The 16,104-nt window shown below is 65.7% G+C and carries 17 protein-coding genes; 10 read left to right on the top strand and 7 right to left on the bottom strand.

The window, feature by feature from the left end; genetic code table 11:
• The first annotated feature begins 21 nt into the window (after positions 1-21).
• The 3 genes from RAD10_RS23920 to RAD10_RS23910 are packed head-to-tail and all read left to right on the top strand — an operon-like array spanning position 22 to position 3,825.
• A complete protein-coding gene (locus RAD10_RS23920; RefSeq protein ID WP_461619479.1) occupies positions 22-519 on the top strand; it encodes a (2Fe-2S)-binding protein in 498 nt (165 codons plus the stop codon).
• Complete coding sequence (locus RAD10_RS23915) at positions 516-1,571, top strand: FAD binding domain-containing protein (RefSeq protein WP_461619478.1); 1,056 nt, start codon at positions 516-518, stop codon at positions 1,569-1,571. Before RAD10_RS23920 ends, RAD10_RS23915 begins: the two co-directional genes overlap by 4 nt.
• Entirely contained in the window at positions 1,564-3,825 is a 2,262-nt protein-coding gene (locus tag RAD10_RS23910) for a xanthine dehydrogenase family protein molybdopterin-binding subunit (protein ID WP_461619477.1), read from the top strand. The genes RAD10_RS23915 and RAD10_RS23910 overlap by 8 nt, the downstream gene beginning before the upstream one ends.
• Positions 3,826-3,867: 42 nt before the next feature.
• Here the strand turns inward: RAD10_RS23910 and RAD10_RS23905 are convergent, their stop codons facing one another.
• Complete coding sequence (locus RAD10_RS23905) at positions 3,868-4,020, bottom strand: hypothetical protein (protein WP_461619476.1); 153 nt, start codon at positions 4,018-4,020, stop codon at positions 3,868-3,870.
• Positions 4,021-4,210: 190 nt separating this feature from the next.
• The gene (locus tag RAD10_RS23900; protein ID WP_008561958.1) at positions 4,211-4,759 is read right to left on the bottom strand and encodes a cupin domain-containing protein; all 549 of its coding nucleotides are present in this window, start codon (positions 4,757-4,759) and stop codon (positions 4,211-4,213) included.
• Between the two features lie 148 nt (positions 4,760-4,907).
• On the opposite strand from RAD10_RS23900, the gene aptA reads away from it, so the two are divergent.
• Positions 4,908-6,236 carry an omega-aminotransferase AptA gene (gene aptA / locus RAD10_RS23895; RefSeq protein ID WP_049801758.1) on the top strand — a complete coding sequence of 443 codons (1,329 nt, stop codon included), beginning with the start codon at positions 4,908-4,910 and terminating at the stop codon, positions 6,234-6,236.
• 70 nt (positions 6,237-6,306) lie between these two features.
• A complete protein-coding gene (locus RAD10_RS23890; RefSeq protein ID WP_461619475.1) occupies positions 6,307-7,572 on the top strand; it encodes a D-amino acid dehydrogenase in 1,266 nt (421 codons plus the stop codon).
• Between the two features lie 142 nt (positions 7,573-7,714).
• On the opposite strand, the gene RAD10_RS23885 is transcribed toward RAD10_RS23890, so the two are convergent.
• Both RAD10_RS23885 and RAD10_RS23880 read right to left on the bottom strand, forming a co-directional pair.
• Positions 7,715-8,272 carry an SMI1/KNR4 family protein gene (locus RAD10_RS23885; RefSeq protein WP_461619474.1) on the bottom strand — a complete coding sequence of 186 codons (558 nt, stop codon included), beginning with the start codon at positions 8,270-8,272 and terminating at the stop codon, positions 7,715-7,717.
• A 63-nt stretch (positions 8,273-8,335) separates the two neighbouring features.
• Positions 8,336-8,980, bottom strand: a complete 645-nt coding sequence (locus tag RAD10_RS23880) for a helix-turn-helix domain-containing protein (RefSeq protein WP_461619473.1) — start codon at positions 8,978-8,980, stop codon at positions 8,336-8,338.
• A 166-nt stretch (positions 8,981-9,146) separates the two neighbouring features.
• On the opposite strand from RAD10_RS23880, the gene RAD10_RS23875 reads away from it, so the two are divergent.
• Genes RAD10_RS23875 through RAD10_RS23860 form a run of 4 tightly spaced genes read left to right on the top strand, consistent with a single transcriptional unit; the run spans position 9,147 to position 12,608 of the window.
• Positions 9,147-9,905, top strand: coding sequence for an ABC transporter substrate-binding protein (locus tag RAD10_RS23875; protein WP_461619472.1), 759 nt, complete (start codon positions 9,147-9,149; stop codon positions 9,903-9,905).
• Positions 9,906-9,927: 22 nt separating this feature from the next.
• Complete coding sequence (locus RAD10_RS23870) at positions 9,928-10,581, top strand: amino acid ABC transporter permease (RefSeq protein ID WP_028142217.1); 654 nt, start codon at positions 9,928-9,930, stop codon at positions 10,579-10,581.
• The gene (locus tag RAD10_RS23865; RefSeq protein WP_018316950.1) at positions 10,578-11,309 is read left to right on the top strand and encodes an amino acid ABC transporter ATP-binding protein; all 732 of its coding nucleotides are present in this window, start codon (positions 10,578-10,580) and stop codon (positions 11,307-11,309) included. Before RAD10_RS23870 ends, RAD10_RS23865 begins: the two co-directional genes overlap by 4 nt.
• A gap of 12 nt (positions 11,310-11,321) precedes the next feature.
• Positions 11,322-12,608 carry an NAD(P)/FAD-dependent oxidoreductase gene (locus RAD10_RS23860; RefSeq protein WP_461619471.1) on the top strand — a complete coding sequence of 429 codons (1,287 nt, stop codon included), beginning with the start codon at positions 11,322-11,324 and terminating at the stop codon, positions 12,606-12,608.
• A gap of 54 nt (positions 12,609-12,662) precedes the next feature.
• Here the strand turns inward: RAD10_RS23860 and RAD10_RS23855 are convergent, their stop codons facing one another.
• Both RAD10_RS23855 and RAD10_RS23850 read right to left on the bottom strand, forming a co-directional pair.
• Positions 12,663-12,893 carry a hypothetical protein gene (locus RAD10_RS23855; protein ID WP_461619470.1) on the bottom strand — a complete coding sequence of 77 codons (231 nt, stop codon included), beginning with the start codon at positions 12,891-12,893 and terminating at the stop codon, positions 12,663-12,665.
• A gap of 387 nt (positions 12,894-13,280) precedes the next feature.
• Positions 13,281-14,885, bottom strand: coding sequence for a gamma-glutamyltransferase family protein (locus RAD10_RS23850; RefSeq protein WP_461619469.1), 1,605 nt, complete (start codon positions 14,883-14,885; stop codon positions 13,281-13,283).
• Positions 14,886-15,005: 120 nt separating this feature from the next.
• On the opposite strand from RAD10_RS23850, the gene RAD10_RS23845 reads away from it, so the two are divergent.
• Positions 15,006-15,779 carry an enoyl-CoA hydratase-related protein gene (locus RAD10_RS23845; protein WP_461619468.1) on the top strand — a complete coding sequence of 258 codons (774 nt, stop codon included), beginning with the start codon at positions 15,006-15,008 and terminating at the stop codon, positions 15,777-15,779.
• 146 nt (positions 15,780-15,925) lie between these two features.
• Here the strand turns inward: RAD10_RS23845 and RAD10_RS23840 are convergent, their stop codons facing one another.
• Positions 15,926-16,102 (bottom strand): hypothetical protein, encoded by a 177-nt coding sequence (locus tag RAD10_RS23840; protein ID WP_018316954.1) that lies wholly within the window; start codon positions 16,100-16,102, stop codon positions 15,926-15,928.
• Positions 16,103-16,104 lie beyond the last annotated feature (2 nt).

Genomic DNA, 16,104 nt, shown 5'->3' with positions numbered 1-16,104 from the left:
CAAATCTGATCGGAGCCTTGTATGAACCACTCCATCAGCCTCACCGTGAACGGTGCGCGGCGCGACTTCGTCCTGGACGATCCGCGCGTCACGCTGCTCGATCTCTTGCGTGAGCGCCTGCATCTCACCGGAACCAAGAAGGGATGCGACCGCGGCCAGTGCGGCGCCTGCACCATTCTGGTCGACGGCAAGCGTATCAACTCGTGCCTCGCGCTCGCGATCAGTCACGACGGCGCCGACATCCTCACCATCGAGGGCGTTGCGCGCGGCGACCAGCTGCACCCGGTGCAGGCCGCCTTCATTGCCCATGACGGATTTCAATGCGGCTTCTGCACGCCGGGTCAGGTGATGAGCGCGATCGGCATGATGCGTGAAGGCCAGGCCGGCAACGATCCCGAACGCATCCGCGAATGCATGAGCGGCAATCTGTGCCGCTGCGGTGCCTATGCCGGCATCGTCGATGCCGTGCTCGAGGCGCAAGCCGGTGTAGACGAAACCAACCAGAGGCGCTCGGCATGAAACAGTTCGATTATGTCAGGCCCGCCACCGTCACTGAAGCGGTTGCCGCCGCGGCCCAGCCGGGCGCGGTCTATCTCGCCGCCGGCACCAACCTGCTCGATCTGATGAAGGGCGGCGTCAGCCGTCCGGATCGCCTGGTCGACGTCACGCATCTGGATGAGCTCGACGGCATCGAGCGCCTCGCCGATGGGTCTTTGCGCATCGGTGCGCTCCTCAGCAACGCCGATCTCGCGCATGATGCGGACTTCGCAAGATCCTATCCCGCCGTCGCTGAAGCGCTCCTCTCCGGGGCATCCGCGCAGTTGCGCAATGCCGCGACCGTCGGCGGCAATCTCTTGCAACGGACGCGCTGCGCGTATTTCTACGACACCGCCAGCCGCTGCAACAAGCGCGAAGCCGGCAGCGGTTGCGACGCCCGCGGCGGCGAGAATCGTACCCACGCCGTGCTCGGCTGGAGCGAGAGCTGCATTGCGACGCATCCCTCCGATTTCTGCGTGCCGCTGGTCGCGCTCGATGCCATCGTGGAGATCGAGGGCAGGAACGGCCGGCGCGAGATCGCGCTCGACGAACTGCATCGCCTGCCCGGCGATACGCCCGAGCGCGAGTCCGTGCTCGAGCCCGGCGATCTCATCGTTGCGGTGCGCCTGCCGCCGGCCGCACGTGATTTTGCACCGCATGCGCGCTACCTCAAGGTTCGCGAGCGCACCTCCTACGCCTTCGCGGTGGTCTCGGCCGCCGCTGCGTTGCGGATCGAGAACGGCAGGATCGCCGAAGCGCGGCTCGCACTTGGCGGTGTCGCCGCAAAGCCCTGGCGTGCCCGCGCGGCGGAGGACGTTCTCAAGGGCGTCGCACCCACGGCCGATGCCTTCCAGGAAGCCGCCTGGCGCGCGCTCACCGACGCAAAGCCCTCCGGTGACAACGCCTTCAAGATCGAGCTCGCGCGCCGCATCGTCGTGCGCGCGCTGACCCTCGCTGCCGCCGGTACGCCCGCGCGCCTGCCCGCACTGCCGGCCTCTCCCTTTGCCTCGACATCAGGAGCCATCCATGCCTGAGCTCAATCTCACCAGCGCGCCTGCCCATCTGCGCCACGGCTCGAACATCGGCCAGCCGCTGACCCGCCGTGACGGCGTCCTCAAGGTCACGGGGCAGGCGACCTATGCCGCCGACAATCATCCGCCCGGCATGCTGTTTGCGGTGATCGCGGCTTCCAGCATCGCGCATGGCCGCGTAACCTCGCTCGATGTCGCCGCCGCAAAACGCCATCCCGGCGTCGTCGATGTCATGACACCCGACCACAAGCCGCCGCTCGCCATCGACCCCGAGATCAAAACCAATCCGTTCGTGTTTCGGATGGAGGCTTTGCAGAGCAACGAGGTCCGCTACGCCAACCAGCCGATCGCCGTCGTGATCGCCGAGACGCTTGAAGCCGCGACGGAAGGTGCCGCGCTGCTGGCGCCGCGCTATGAGACGCTGCCCGCGCTCATCGGCCTCGATGCCGGCGAGAGTTTTGTGCCGCCCGTCGTCGGCGTCGGCAACCCCACCGAAAATCACCGCGGCGATGTCGAGGCGGGCCTTGCCTCGGCCGAGACCCAGATCGACGCGACCTACGAGACGCCGCCGCAATATCACAACGCCATGGAGCCGCATGCGGTCGTGGCTCACTGGGATGGCGACAAGCTGTCCGTGGACATGCCGACCCAGGGCCTGAAGCTGTCGCTCGCGCGCATCGCCGAGCTGTTCGGCATCGCGCACGACAAGATCCACATCCGCAGCCCGTTCCTCGGGGGCGGCTTCGGATCGAAGGGGCTCATGGGCGGTCCGCCGGTCCTCGGCATCATGGCTGCCAAGCTGGTCGGCAAGCCGGTCAAGCTGGTGCTGCGCCGTGAGCAAATGTACGGCCCGGTCGGCCATCGCGCGCCGACGCGTCAGCGCTTGCGCATCGGCGCCGACGATGAGGGGCGCCTCACCGCGCTCGATCACCATGCGAGGACCGTGTCGAGCACGTTCGACGATTTTTACGAGCCCGCGGCCGATGCCTCGCATACGCTCTATGCGGCACCTGCCATCCGCACCTCGCATGACGCCGTGCGCGTCAACACCGGTACGCCGCTGTTCATGCGCGCACCGGGCGAGGCGACCGGCTCGATTGCGCTGGAGAGCGCGATCGACGAGATGGCCTGGGCCTGCGGCATCGATCCGCTCGCCTTCCGCCTGAAGAACTACGCCGAGGTCGAGCCGATCACGGGAAAACCGTTCTCCTCGAAAGCGCTGCGGGCCTGCTACGATCAGGGCGCGGCGCGCTTCGGCTGGGCGAAGCGTCCGCTGCAGCCGCGGCAGATGCGCGACGATGCCGGCCTGCTGGTCGGCTGGGGCATGGGCACGGCGACCTTCCCGGCGCTGATGTTCCAGGCCGAAGCGCGCGCGGCGATCCGCCGCGACGGCTCGGGCGTGATGGAGATCGGCGCACACGACATGGGGCAGGGTGCCTGGACGGCGCTGGCGCAGATCGCCGCCGACGCCGTCGGCCTTGATGTCGACCGCGTCACGTTCAAGGCGGGGACATCGGACCTGCCCGATGCCGGCATCGCCGGCGGCTCCGCACACACCGCGACTGCGGGTGCTGCGATCCACAGCGCCGGCGCGGCCGTGATCGCAAAGCTCGCCGATCTCGCCACCAATGACGAGCGCTCGCCGCTGTTCGGCGCCGGCAATGCCGGCGTGATCGCGCGCGATGGCGGGTTGATCCGGCGCGACGACGAGAGCCGCGGCGAGAGCTATGCCGAGATCCTCGCGCGGGCCGGCGTCCCCGAAGTTGAGGCGCGCGGCACCGGCGCGCCGAACCCTGCGGCGATGGAGGAATATGCCATGCATGCCCATGGCGCGGTATTCGCTGAGGTGAAGGTCGATCCCGAACTCGGTCAGGTCCGCGTCACCCGCATGGTCGGCGCCTTCGCGGCCGGGCGGATCGTCAACCCGCGTATGGTGCAAAGCCAGCTGTTCGGCGGCATGATCTGGGGCATGTCGTTTGCGCTGCACGAGGAGGCCGTCACCGACCGGCGCAGCGGCCGGATCATGAATGCCAATCTCGGCGAGTACCATGTCCCTGTGAATGCCGACGTGCCGCCGCTCGACGTGATCACGGTCGAGGAGCACGACCCGCACGTCAACGCGCTCGGCATCAAGGGCGTCGGCGAGATCGGCATCACCGGCAGCGCCGGCGCGGTCGCGAACGCTGTCTGGCATGCGACCGGCGTGCGCGTCCGCAAATTCCCGATCCGGATTGACGAGTTGCTGACGCAGCGTTGAGGCGGCGGCCGGGGCGAGGCCTCTTCGCTCCGCGGCGGCCGATCAGTTCATCATCCTGCGGAGAGCCTTGATCTGCTCTTTCTGCACTTCGATGTATTTCGCGATGGCTTTGCGCAGCTCGCGCGAACGGAGCTTGTCGGTGTCGCGCAGGACTTCGTCGAGCGCGGCTTCCGCATTGGCAAGAGTGATCTTCATGCGCGAGCCCATGTTACGAACCGGCCCCGGAATACCCTGGAGTCCGGGGCCATAACCTCAGCACCTCTAAGCCAGGCTGCTCGGCTACGGTTCGTAATATATAGCGGTCCGGCGCACAGAAATTGAGATGGCTCAGCCACCGTAAGATACCGGTGGCCGCCCGTAACCTTCCGGATGCACTGTTCCCGATTCAGAACGTCGGCGGCGTGCAGGCCGAGATCACCTCGCATGGCTTACCGCCGACGCAGCGGAAGCGATGCGGGCGGCGGCTCTCGAAATAATAGGCATCGCCCGGATTGAGGATGCGGCGCTCGTCCTCGACAGTGACTTCGAGCTTGCCCGAGATCACTATGCCGCCTTCCTCGCCGTCATGGACGAGGTGAACGCGTCCGGTGTCGCTGCCGGGCTCGTAGCGTTCCTTCAGGATCTGCAGGCTGCGGCCGAACAGATTGTCGCCGATCTGCCGATAGGAGATCGGCTTCTTGCCGACTTCGGTCAGCTCCTCGGCGCGGTAGAAGATCTTGCGCCGTGACTCCGGCTCCAGCGCGAAGAATTCGGCGAGCCCCATCGGGATGCCGTCGAGGATGCGCTTGAGCGCGCCGACCGAGGGGTTCATCTGGTTGGATTCGATCAGCGAAATCGTCGAATTGGTGACCCCGGCGCGCTTGGCCAGCTCGCGCTGCGACAGCTTGTGGCGCGCCCGGATGAATCGCAGCCGTCCACCGATGTCGACGCTCATAGCCAAGTCCTGTGTTGCAGGTGTTGCGGATCGCGCAAATATGGACCGGCAGCCCCAGCTAAATCAATGGCTTGCAGATCACCAGAAAAGGACTTGTTGCGCTTTTGAAGCCGTGGCTCTGCTAGAGGGTCAGCAAAGGAGCGCGGCCGTGACCCTTCATCAGATTCCGAACACTATCAAGACCGACTCGTTCTGGATGCCGTTCACAGCCAATCGGCAGTTCAAGAAGGCGCCGCGCCTGTTCTCCTCGGCCGAGGGCATGCATTACACCACCGTCGACGGCCGCAAGGTGATCGACGGCTCCGCCGGCCTGTGGTGCGTCAATGCCGGCCACGGCCGCAAGCAGATCGCCGCCGCGGTCGAGCGCCAGCTGATGACGCTGGACTTCGCGCCGTCGTTCCAGATGGGCCATCCGCTGGCATTCGACTTCGCCGAGCGCCTCGCCGAGATCGCGCCGAAGGGCCTCGACCGCATCTTCTTCACCAATTCCGGCTCCGAATCGGTCGACACCGCGCTGAAGATCGCGCTCGCCTATCACCGCGCCAACGGCCAGGCGAGCCGCACCCGCCTGATCGGCCGTGAGCGCGGCTATCACGGCGTCGGCTTCGGCGGCACCTCGGTCGGCGGCATGGTCGCCAACCGCCGCGCCTTCGCCACCCTGCTGCCGGGCGTCGACCACATCCGCCACACCCATGATCTCACCCGCAACGCCTTCGCCAAGGACCAGCCGGAGCATGGCGCCGAGCTCGCCGACGATCTCGAGCGTCTGGTGGCCCTGCACGGTGCCGAGACGATCGCCGCCGTCATCGTCGAGCCGGTCCCCGGTTCGACCGCGGTGCTGCCGCCGCCGAAGGGCTATCTGCAGCGCCTGCGCGAGATCTGCGACAAGCACGGCATCCTCCTGATCTTCGACGAGGTCATCACCGGCTTCGGTCGCCTCGGCACGCCGTTCGCCGCAAACTTCTTCGGCGTCACGCCTGATATGATGACCACCGCCAAGGGCATCACCAACGGCACCATTCCTTGCGGCGCGGTGTTCGCGCATCGGAAGGTGCACGACGCCATGATGATCGGCCCGGAAAACGTCATGGAGCTGTTCCACGGCTACACCTATTCGGCGCATCCGACGGCCTGCGCCGCGGGCATCGCGACGCTCGACATCTACAAGGACGAAGGTCTGCTGACGCGTGGTGCCTCGATCGCCGAATATTGGCGCGATGCGCTGCATTCGCTGAAAGGCCTGCCCAACGTCATCGACATCCGCAATTGCGGGCTGATGGGTGCGGTCGAGCTGTCGCCGCGTGACGGTGCGGTCGGTGCGCGTGGCTACGACGTCATGGTCGACTGCTTCAATCGCGGGCTGTACTTCCGCATGAGCGGCGACTCTTTTGCGCTGTCGCCCCCGCTCATCGTCGAGAAGAGCCACATCGACGATATCGTGTCGATCCTGGGTGATGCCATCAAGCGGGTGGCCTGATAATTGCTCTCGCCGTTGCGAGTTGTTTCCTTGCAGCGGCGAGCGTGATGCCGCGGGAGTTTGACCAAGCGTGAAAGTTCTGATCCTCGGCAGCGGTGTCATCGGTGTCACCTCTGCCTACTACCTTGCGCGTGCCGGCCACGAGGTCACGGTCGTCGACCGTCAGCCTGAGCCGGCGCTGGAGACCTCTTTCGCCAATGCCGGCGAAGTGTCCCCCGGCTATTCCTCGCCCTGGGCCGGGCCCGGCGTGCCGGTGAAGGCAGTCAAGTGGCTTCTGATGAAGCACGGCCCGCTCGTGATCCGGCCGAAGCTCGATCCCGTCATGTGGGTCTGGCTGCTCAAGATGCTGCGCAACTGCACCAGCGCGCGTTACGCCGTCAACAAGAGCCGGATGATTCCGATCGCGGAATACAGCCGCGATTCCTTGCGCGATCTGCGCCGCGACATCGGCATCCAGTATGATGAGCGCTCGCAAGGCACGCTGCAGCTGTTCCGTTACCAGGCGCAGCTCGACGGCACGGCTGAGGACATCGCCGTGCTCAAGCAATACGGCGTGCCGTTCGAGGTGCTGAGCCGCGAGGGTTGCATCGCGGTCGAGCCGGCGCTCGCAGGCGTGAAGGAAAAATTCGTCGGCGGGCTTCGCTTGCCGCAGGACGAGACCGGCGACTGCCACATGTTCACGCAGGCGCTGGCCAAGCATGCCGAGGCGCTCGGCGTGCGCTTCATGTTCAACACCGGCATCGACCGCATCGTCACCGACGGCGCGCGCGTCAGCGGTGTCGTGACCAGTGCCGGCACGCTGCAGGCCGACGCTTACGTCCTCGCGCTCGGCAGCTGGTCGTCGCGGCTCGCAGCCCCGCTCGGCATCTCGCTGCCGGTCTATCCGGTGAAGGGCTATTCGATCACGGTGCCGATCAAGGAGGCCGCGGGCGCGCCGGAATCGACCGTGATGGACGAGAGCTACAAGGTCGCGATCACGCGATTGGGCGATCGCATCCGCGTCGGCGGCACCGCCGAAATCTCCGGCTATTCGGACAAGCTCTACGATGCGCGCCGTGCCACGCTCGATCATTCCTTGACCGACCTGTTCCCGCGCGGCGGCGATCTCGCCAAGGCGACGTTCTGGAGCGGCCTGCGTCCGATGACGCCGGACGGCCCGCCCGTGATCGGCCCGACGCAATACGCCAATCTCCACCTCAACACCGGTCACGGCACGCTCGGCTGGACCATGTCCTGTGGCTCCGGTCGCGTGCTCGCCGACATGCTGTCGGGCAAGAAGCCGGACATCGACGTGAGTGCGCTGACGGTGGACCGGTACAATCACCGGTTCGGGTAGGACTCTATCCCCGCGTCATTGCGAGCGCAGCGAAGCAATCCAGTATCCCTCCGCGGAGACAGTCTGGATTGCTCCCGGCGCGAATGCTTTCGCATCGCGCCACTCGCACCTCAAGGATGACGGGAAGTTGGCGGCGCCCGGCTCAAGGCCGCTTGCGGCGCGCAGATATGGTCCGGGCGATATGGCCTTCGTCGCCATACATTGCGTCCCACAGATTGACGCCAGAGGCCCACGATCCAATCCAGTCTTCGATACTGGGAGCGTCCTCGAAGAATGCGTCGGTCCAGTCATCGCCATCATGAACGTTGGGATCGAAAATCCGCATCCGGAAATCCGGATCGCAACAATCGACGCAGGAGTAGATGGCGCATCCCCAATGGCAGATCGGCAGAAGGCCGTCCGGCCAAGCCAACTCTGGCGCACTCCGAAACAAATCGTAGATCGCAACAGCGGTCTTGCCGGTATCGTCGGGAACGCCGTTCGTCAGTCCGATGAGCCCGTATCCGGGGCCAAAACCTCCATTGCCGATATCTGCATACATTCGCTTCAAGAGGGGTGGCAGCCGGAAACGAAGATGTTCTTCGTCGGAGGCAATATCGCCTGCCCTGGCGGGGATGAGTCCCGTGCGCAGAGGTCGGCCCAGATCGGTTGGCCTTGTCTTCAGCCGTCGCCGGATCGCAGCGATGATGAGGTCAACCATCGACGGGGCCCTTCGTCCTGCAGAATGCCTTCACATCATGCCAGCAGACGGCGTGCCGGCAAATTACCCCGCCCCCGTCACGCAATTCACCCAGAGCACCACGGCCTTCGCATCCTCGGCCGGATTTGAAAACCGGTGCGGCCGGCGGCTGGCGAAACGAAAGCTGTCGCCCGTCTTCAGCGACCATGTCTCGCTATCCACCGTCAGCATCATCTCGCCTTCGAGCACGAGGCCGGCTTCTTCGCCGTCATGGGTGTAGAGCTCGTCGCCGGTGGAGCCGCCGGGCTCCAGATGCACCAGGAATAGATTGAGCTTGTTGTCGGCGCTGGCCGGGCTCAGCAATTGCTTCGACACGCCGGTGCGCCAGAGCTTCAGCTCGGGCCGCTGCAGCCCACGCGTCACCACCTGATCGGAGGTGCCGTCGGCGCTCGGACTTGCGCCGAACAGGGCGGCGATGCCGACGCCGAGCACGTCGGCGAGCGTCGCCAGCACGCGCAACGACGGTGACGAAAGGCCGCGCTCGATCTGGCTGAGAAAGCCGATCGACAGGTCCGTGCGCGCCGCGACCGTTTCCAGCGAGAATTGCCTGACGCGCCGGAGATCCCTGATGCGGCGGCCGACCGCGACGTCCATCGCAGGCTCGGCAGGTTTGGCGACGGCTTTGGCCTTCACCTTCTTCACCGGCTTTGTCGCGGCCGGCCTGCGCATTCTTTTGCCACCGCTCACGTCAAACCGCTTCCTTCATGTGCATGAAAACCGCTTGCATCGTTCGCGAAAGTGTGGCCAAATTTTCATATTGGTGAAAATAGGCCGAAACGGCTCGGCTCGCAACACCCGCGAGCGCCGCCATCGGCCAGACCCAAAGGGGGATGCGATGAAGCGTTTTGTTCAGGCCGCGGTCGCGGCGCTCGCACTGGCAACCGTGGCGCCCGCTTCGGCGCAGCAGGTGCTGAAGGTCGGCTCGACCCCGACGGGCATTCCCTTTACCTTCCTCGACACCAAGACCAACACCATCCAGGGCATCATGGTCGATCTCGTCACCGAGGTGGGCAAGGATGCCGGCTTCAACGTGCAGATCGAGCCGATGCAGTTTTCGGCACTGATCCCGTCGCTGACGTCGAGCAAGATCGACATCATCGCCGCAGCGATGTTCATCACCGCGCCGCGCAAGGAGGTCGTCGACTTCTCCGACCCGATCTACACCTATGGCGAAGGCCTCGTCGTGCCGAAGAGCGACACCAAGGCTTATGCCACGCAGGAGGATCTGAAGGGCGAGACGGTCGGCGCCCAGGTCGGCACCGCCTTCGTCGATGCGCTGAAGAAGTCCGGCCTGTTCGCCGACGTGAAAGCCTATGACACCATTCCGGACATCCTGCGCGACGTGAACACCGGTCGCCTCAAGGCCGGCTACGCCGATTATCCGATCCTCGCCTATAACCTGAAGCAGGGCGGTTTCCCCGAGGTGCGTCTCGTTGATGGCTACAAGCCCGTCACCGTCGGCTCGGTCGGCATCGGCGTGCGCAAGGGCGAGACCGCGCTGCTCGGCAAGATCAACGCCTCGCTCGCCAAGCTGAAGGCCAACGGCACCATCGACAAGATCCTCGATAAATGGGGCCTGAAGGCTCAGGGCTGATCGGTAGAGACTAGGCTGCCCGATGAAAGGCTTCTGGCACGACGCCGCCGAGTTCTTCCCGATCCTGATGAACGGCGTCGTGCTGACGATCGTCGTCACTATCGGCTCGCTGCTGCTCTCGACGGTGCTCGGCCTGATCTGGGCGATGATGCGGGTCTCCGGCATCAAGGCGCTGTCGATGATCAGCGCCAGCCTGATCAATGTGATCCGCGGCATCCCGATCATTGTGCTCTTGTTCTACCTCTACTTCGTGATGCCCGATCTAGGCGTCACGCTGTCGGCCTTGCAGGCCGCGATCCTCGGGCTCGGCATCGCCTATTCGGCCTACCAGGCCGAGAATTTTCGCGCCGGCATCGAGGCGATCGACAAGGGCCAGATCGAGGCGGCGCAGTCGATCGGCATGGGCTGGTGGCTGACCATGCGCCGCGTGGTGCTGCCGCAGGCGGTGCGCATCGTGCTGCCGCCCTACGGCAACGTCATGATCATGATGCTGAAGGATTCCTCGCAAGCCTCGACCATCACGGTCGCCGAGCTTGCGTTGCAGGGCAAGCTGATTGCGTCCTCGACCTTCAAGAATACCAGCGTGTTCACGCTTGTTGCCCTGATGTACCTCACCATGAGCATTCCGCTGATCCTGCTGGTTCGTCACTTCGAGAAGCGGGCCGGCAAGCGATGATCGAGCTGAACGACGTCCACAAGAGCTTTGGCGAGAACGAGGTGCTCAAGGGCATCACGGCCTCCGTGCAGAAGGGCGAGGTGGTCTGCATCGTCGGTCCCTCCGGCTCCGGCAAGTCTACCATCCTGCGCTGCATCAACGGGCTGGAGAGCTACGACCGCGGCGAGATCAGCGTCGAAGGTCTGAAGGTCGATCGCGACGCGCCGTCGATCGTCAACATCCGCACCCAGGTCTCGATGGTGTTTCAGCGCTTCAATTTGTTTCCGCATCGAACTGCGCTGGAGAACGTGATCGAGGGGCCGCTGTTCGTGAAAAAGGAGCCGCGTGCCCGGGCGCTGGAGCGCGGCCGCGCATTGCTTGCTCAAGTCGGACTTGCCGAGAAGGCCGATGCGCATCCGCCGCAACTCTCCGGGGGCCAGCAGCAGCGCGTCGCGATCGCGCGGGCGCTTGCCATGCAACCCAAGGCGATCCTGTTCGACGAGCCGACCTCGGCGCTCGACCCCGAACTGGTCGGCGACGTGCTCGGCGTCATGCGCAAGCTCGCCGACGACGGCATGACCATGGTCGTCGTCACCCACGAGATGGGCTTTGCCCGCGACGTTGCCGACCGCGTGCTGTTCATCGACGGCGGCGTCATCGTCGAGCAGGGACCGGCCAAGGCGCTGCTCAACCAACCCCAGCATCCGCGCACGCAGGACTTTTTGCGGCGTGTGCTGCATCCGCTCTGACCGGTCTTTGCCATGCCTGCGCGCCTGCCTCTGCCGCCCTCGCTCTATGCCGACACCGCCGTCGCGCCGGTCACCACGCCGCCGCTCGATACGGACAAGAATGTTTCGGTCGCGATCATCGGCGGTGGTTACACCGGCCTGTCCACCGCGTTGCATCTGGCGGAGCAGGGTGTCGAGGCGCTGGTGCTGGAGGCGCAGGAGCCGGGCTGGGGCGCGTCCGGCAACAATGGCGGCCACACCAATCCCGGCCTGAAGCACGATCCTGATCAGATCGAGGCTGATTTCGGCGCTGACCTCGGCCGCCGCATGATCGAGTTCTCCTACGGCACCACGAATTTCACGCACGATCTGATCCGCCGCTACCAGATCCCGTGCGAGGCACGTCAGAACGGTACGCTGCGCGCGGCCTATCACGAGGCCAGTGCCGCGGCGATCGAGACAACGGCGCAGCAATGCATCCGCCGCGGCATGCCGGTGACATATCTGAACCGCGAGCAGCTCCGTGAGATGACCGGCACAGACCGCTACATCGGCGCCATGCTGGATGCGCGCGGCGGCGATCTGCATCCGCTCAGCTACGCCCGCGGTCTCGCGCGTGCGGCGATCTCGGCCGGCGCGAAGGTGCATGGCGAGACGCCGGCGCTGTCACTGCGCCGCGATGGCAGAAGCTGGCGCATCGAGACGCCGCGGGCGGTGGTTCATGCCGACAAGGTCCTGCTCGCCACCAACGGTTTTACCGACGATCTCTGGCCCGCGCTCCGCCGCACCATCGTGCCCGTGTTCTCCTCGATCGCGGCCACGGCGCCGCTCTCCGACGCGGTGGCCCGCGCGATCATGCCGACGCGGTCCGTGCTGTACGAGAGCGGCCACATCACCGTCTATTACCGCATCGACCAGCACAATCGCCTCTTGATGGGCGGCCGCGGCCCGATGCGCTGGATCAAGTCGCCGTACGACGTCGCCTATCTCATGCGCTATGCCGAGCGGCTATGGCCGCAATTGAAAGGCATTGCCTGGACTCACGGCTGGAATAGCCGTCTCGCCATCACCGGGGATCACTATCCCCATGTGCATGAGCCGGCCGAAGGCATCCTGATCTCGCTCGGCTGCAACGGTCGCGGCGTCGCGCTCGCGACCGCGATGGGGGCGCAGCTCGCGCGCCGGCTGATCGGCGGCGCCAAGGCGGAGATCGACATGCCCATCACGGGCATCAAGCCGATCCCGATGCACGCGTTCTGGCCGGTCGGGGTGACGACCGCGGTGATTACGGGCCGCATACGGGACCGGCTCGGCATGTGAAGAAGGCGTCGCCCGGTAGGAGCGACGCCTTGCATCATTGGCAGATATCCGACTTCAGCAGCGGCCCTGTTTCCACAGACCGGGCGGGCACCCGTGACCGCGCCAGCCGACCTTGCGTCCGCGCGACCAGCCGGGCGGTGAGCCGTGGTAATGATGACCCATCGAATGGCCATGACCATGGCCGTGCCCATGTCCGCCGCCATGTCCGCCCTTGGCCAGGGCAGGACTGGTGAATGTGAGGCCGGCTGCAAGGATCAGCGACGCGGCGAGCGCAAGTTTCTTCATATGTCCTCCACTGGGGCGAGCGCACTTGTCCGTTCAATCAATGAACGGCCGGTAGGTAAGTTCCCTGCGAATGTGGAGGAGTCGTGACGCTCGCGGAGATACACGGTCGCGCATCGGCTCAACGCAAGCTGGCGCAGTGTGGCATTGATGTGCGCGTCGTGTCCCTTACGTTGCTCGCGAGCGTGCCCCGGACGCTGCGCAGCACGAAGTGATGCGCTGCAGAGCCGGGGTCCATGCAGCAGCGAGTGCTGTGGCCTCCTGGGTCCCGGCTCTGCGCAGCAGCGTAAGAACGCTGCAGCGCGTCCGGGACACGAGAGAGGCTCGCGTCGCGGCCGTATGGGCGCAATGACCCGTTGAAGCAGTTGCGCGTCTCTGCTAGCGCGCCTCCTATTCGAGGAACGCTCCGTCTTCGGCCACCGCGTCGGCCCAGGGTTGAAAGATCTCGACCGCGCCGGAATTCGTGTCGCCCTCGCGCATCACAACGCTCGGGCAGGCGAATTTCTGCGGCAAGGCCTGCACGCGGGTCTCTTCATAGTCGAAGCGCGAGCCCAGCGTCTTGCGCACGTCCTCCGGCAAGCGAGCATCGCCGATCACCACTGCGCCCTCGCTGGCGTCGATGCGGGGCTGGTGGATGGCGGCATCGAGGTCCATGCCGAAGTCCATCGCAAAGGAGACAAGCTGCATCACCGACGGCAGGATGCGGCGGCCGCCGGAGGCACCAACCGCGAGACGCTTGCCGTCCCTGGTTTCGGCGATGACGGGCGTGTAGTTGCAGAGGCAGCGCTTGCCGGGCGCGAGCGAATTGGTGGTGCCCGGCGTCGGATCGAACCACATGATGCCGTTGTTCATGGCGATGCCGGTGTGCGGCGTCACATATCTCGAGCCGAACGACGAGAGCAGCGTCTGCGTCACCGCGGCGATGTTGCCGTGGCGGTCGACCACGGAGAAATGCGTGGTGCAGGCGGGCGCCAGATATTCGGCACCGAGCGAGCGCTTGCCGTCGGCATCGCCCATGTCCTTGAGCCGCTCGCGGAAGGCCGCTTGCAGAGCGAGTGCATATTCGACATAGGCGGCCGCGTCCGGCGCGCTTGCCGGCTTCAGGCTCTGCTGCAACAGGCGCAGCGCGTGCGCCATGGTGGGCCCGGCCGTGAGCTCGGGCGTCGCATACACCTTGCCGCCGCGATAGGGGATCGCCAGCGGCTCGCGCAAGTGCGCGCGGAAGGCGGCGAGGTCCTCGACCGACAGCGAACCGCCATCGGCCTTGATGTCGGAGGCGATGCTCCTGGCGAGATCGCCCTGGTAGAAATCGCGCGGCCCTGCCTCGGCGAGATGCGACAGCGTCGCTTTCAGCGTGTCCTGTGGCAGTCGCGTCTCGGCCTTGATGCCCCATGGCGCGCTCGGCGGCAGCCCATCCTTCAGGAACGCCGCCGCGCTCGCGGGATAGCGCCTGAGATCGGCAGCCGAGCCCGAGATCGTCACCGTGGTCCACCAATCGACCAGCAGGCCTTCGCCGGCGAGCCTGGCTGCCGGCGCGACCAGATCCTTCCACGGCATTCTGGCGTAGCGGCGATGCGCCTCTTCCATGCCGGCGACGACGCCCGGCACGGCGATCGACCCGGGGCCGTGGATGTTGCGATCGTCCTTCACCCGCGGCCACGGGAAGAGATCGGAGGCCGCGCCTTCGCCGCTGAGCGGATAGTCGGCAACGCGCAGGCTCTGCGGCGCGCACATGCCGTAGTCGATCACCTCAAAGCGATTTTCCTTGGCGCGGTAGAGCACCATCGCACCGCCGCCGCCGATGCCGCTATTCCAGGGCTCGAGCACATTCAGCGCCATGGTGGTCGCCACGATCGCGTCCACGCAGTCGCCGCCCGCCGCCAGCACCTGCGCCCCGACTTCGGCCGCTCGCCGCGACTGCGAGGCGACGATGCCGCCCTTGGAGGTGACGGCGGGTTTGCGGACGGTTTGGTTGAGGCTGAACTGATGAGGCATGATGTCGTCTTGATCTCTGTTGTTCTGGCGTTGCTGTGCTGGCGCGGAAGCTCAGCATTGGCGGGGCGTGCGAAGGATGGCACATTGCCACCAACGAGAAAATCCAAAGGGAGACGCGACATGGCTGGTGTGAAACAGGCGCGGGATGGCGCGGTCGGGATCCTGACGCTGGACGAGCCGGCGAGCCTGAACGCGATGACGCCGGACCTGCTCGGCGCGCTCGCCGCCGCCATCGGCGAGATGGCGCAGGACGAGGGTATTCGAGCCCTGATCCTCACCGGCGCGGGGCGCGGTTTTTGCTCAGGACAGAATTTGAAGGCGTCGGAAGCGCTGGGTGAGGACATCGCTGCCGGCGTGATGCGGTTCTACTGGCCGGCCTTCAAGGCGCTGCGCGAATGCCGCGTGCCTGTCGTCGTCGCCGTCAATGGCGTCGCGGCCGGCGGCGGCTTCAGCCTGGCCATGGCCGGCGACATGATCGTGGCGGCGCGGTCGGCGAGCTTCATCCAGGTGTTCAGCCGAATCGCGCTGGTGCCGGATCTCGGCTCGACCTGGCTGTTGCCGCGGCTGATCGGCCGCCAGCGCGCGCTCGAGCTGATGCTGCTGAACGAGCCGCTGACGGCCGAACGCGCCCAGGAGATCGGCCTGGTACGGCAGGTCGTGGACGACGCGAAGCTGATGGACGAGGCGCTGATTCTCGCGCGCCGTCTGGCGGAGGGCCCGACACGCGCTTTGGTGGCAACGCGCCTGCTCGTTGAGGAGAGCGAGCATGCGACCTACGAGGTGCAGTTCCGCCGCGAGATTGAGCTTCAGGCGGTGGTTCGCAAGAGCGCGGATGCCGTCGAGGGGCGCAATGCCTTCGTTGAGAAGCGCAAGGCGAGGTTTACCGGGAAGTGAGGTGGGGTCCTATCACCACGCCGTCATGGTCGGGCTTGTTCCAGCCATCCACGTCTCGCGTAGGTGATCCAAGAACGAAAATGGCCGGGACAAGCCCGGCCATGACGAAGGAGAGACGGAGATTGGAAGCGGCGAGGCCGTAGCGCTCAGAGCGAGCGGTTCAGCCGGCTGGCCTGATACTTGGCGCGCCATTTGGGGCCAGGCCCGCGCATGTAGTGCAGCTCGGGGCGGTAGGGGTCGCCAGCGACCCTGATCAGCGTCTGCCATTTGGCGGCGACGAAGTTCACGGGCTGGCGGAACAGGCTCAGTGAAGCGAGCAACATGA

It is taken from the genome of Bradyrhizobium sp. 23AC (genome assembly GCF_054863025.1).
The sequence above is the reverse complement of the archived record's forward strand: the minus strand, read 5'-3'. Positions and strand labels throughout refer to the sequence as shown.

What these genes read in the sequence shown, in the direction of transcription:
- RAD10_RS23915 (WP_461619478.1), top strand. Translation starts at nt 516, where the DNA reads ATGAAACAGTTCGATTATGTCAGGCCCGCCACCGTCACTGAAGCGGTT.
- RAD10_RS23920 (WP_461619479.1), top strand. Translation starts at nt 22, where the DNA reads ATGAACCACTCCATCAGCCTCACCGTGAACGGTGCGCGGCGCGACTTC.
- RAD10_RS23880 (WP_461619473.1), bottom strand. Translation starts at nt 8,980, where the DNA reads ATGCGCAGGCCGGCCGCGACAAAGCCGGTGAAGAAGGTGAAGGCCAAA.
- RAD10_RS23870 (WP_028142217.1), top strand. Translation starts at nt 9,928, where the DNA reads ATGAAAGGCTTCTGGCACGACGCCGCCGAGTTCTTCCCGATCCTGATG.
- RAD10_RS23900 (WP_008561958.1), bottom strand. Translation starts at nt 4,759, where the DNA reads ATGAGCGTCGACATCGGTGGACGGCTGCGATTCATCCGGGCGCGCCAC.
- RAD10_RS23860 (WP_461619471.1), top strand. Translation starts at nt 11,322, where the DNA reads ATGCCTGCGCGCCTGCCTCTGCCGCCCTCGCTCTATGCCGACACCGCC.
- RAD10_RS23910 (WP_461619477.1), top strand. Translation starts at nt 1,564, where the DNA reads ATGCCTGAGCTCAATCTCACCAGCGCGCCTGCCCATCTGCGCCACGGC.
- RAD10_RS23875 (WP_461619472.1), top strand. Translation starts at nt 9,147, where the DNA reads ATGAAGCGTTTTGTTCAGGCCGCGGTCGCGGCGCTCGCACTGGCAACC.
- RAD10_RS23865 (WP_018316950.1), top strand. Translation starts at nt 10,578, where the DNA reads ATGATCGAGCTGAACGACGTCCACAAGAGCTTTGGCGAGAACGAGGTG.
- RAD10_RS23850 (WP_461619469.1), bottom strand. Translation starts at nt 14,885, where the DNA reads ATGCCTCATCAGTTCAGCCTCAACCAAACCGTCCGCAAACCCGCCGTC.
- RAD10_RS23855 (WP_461619470.1), bottom strand. Translation starts at nt 12,893, where the DNA reads ATGAAGAAACTTGCGCTCGCCGCGTCGCTGATCCTTGCAGCCGGCCTC.
- RAD10_RS23845 (WP_461619468.1), top strand. Translation starts at nt 15,006, where the DNA reads ATGGCTGGTGTGAAACAGGCGCGGGATGGCGCGGTCGGGATCCTGACG.
- RAD10_RS23885 (WP_461619474.1), bottom strand. Translation starts at nt 8,272, where the DNA reads ATGGTTGACCTCATCATCGCTGCGATCCGGCGACGGCTGAAGACAAGG.
- RAD10_RS23840 (WP_018316954.1), bottom strand. Translation starts at nt 16,102, where the DNA reads ATGTTGCTCGCTTCACTGAGCCTGTTCCGCCAGCCCGTGAACTTCGTC.
- RAD10_RS23905 (WP_461619476.1), bottom strand. Translation starts at nt 4,020, where the DNA reads ATGAAGATCACTCTTGCCAATGCGGAAGCCGCGCTCGACGAAGTCCTG.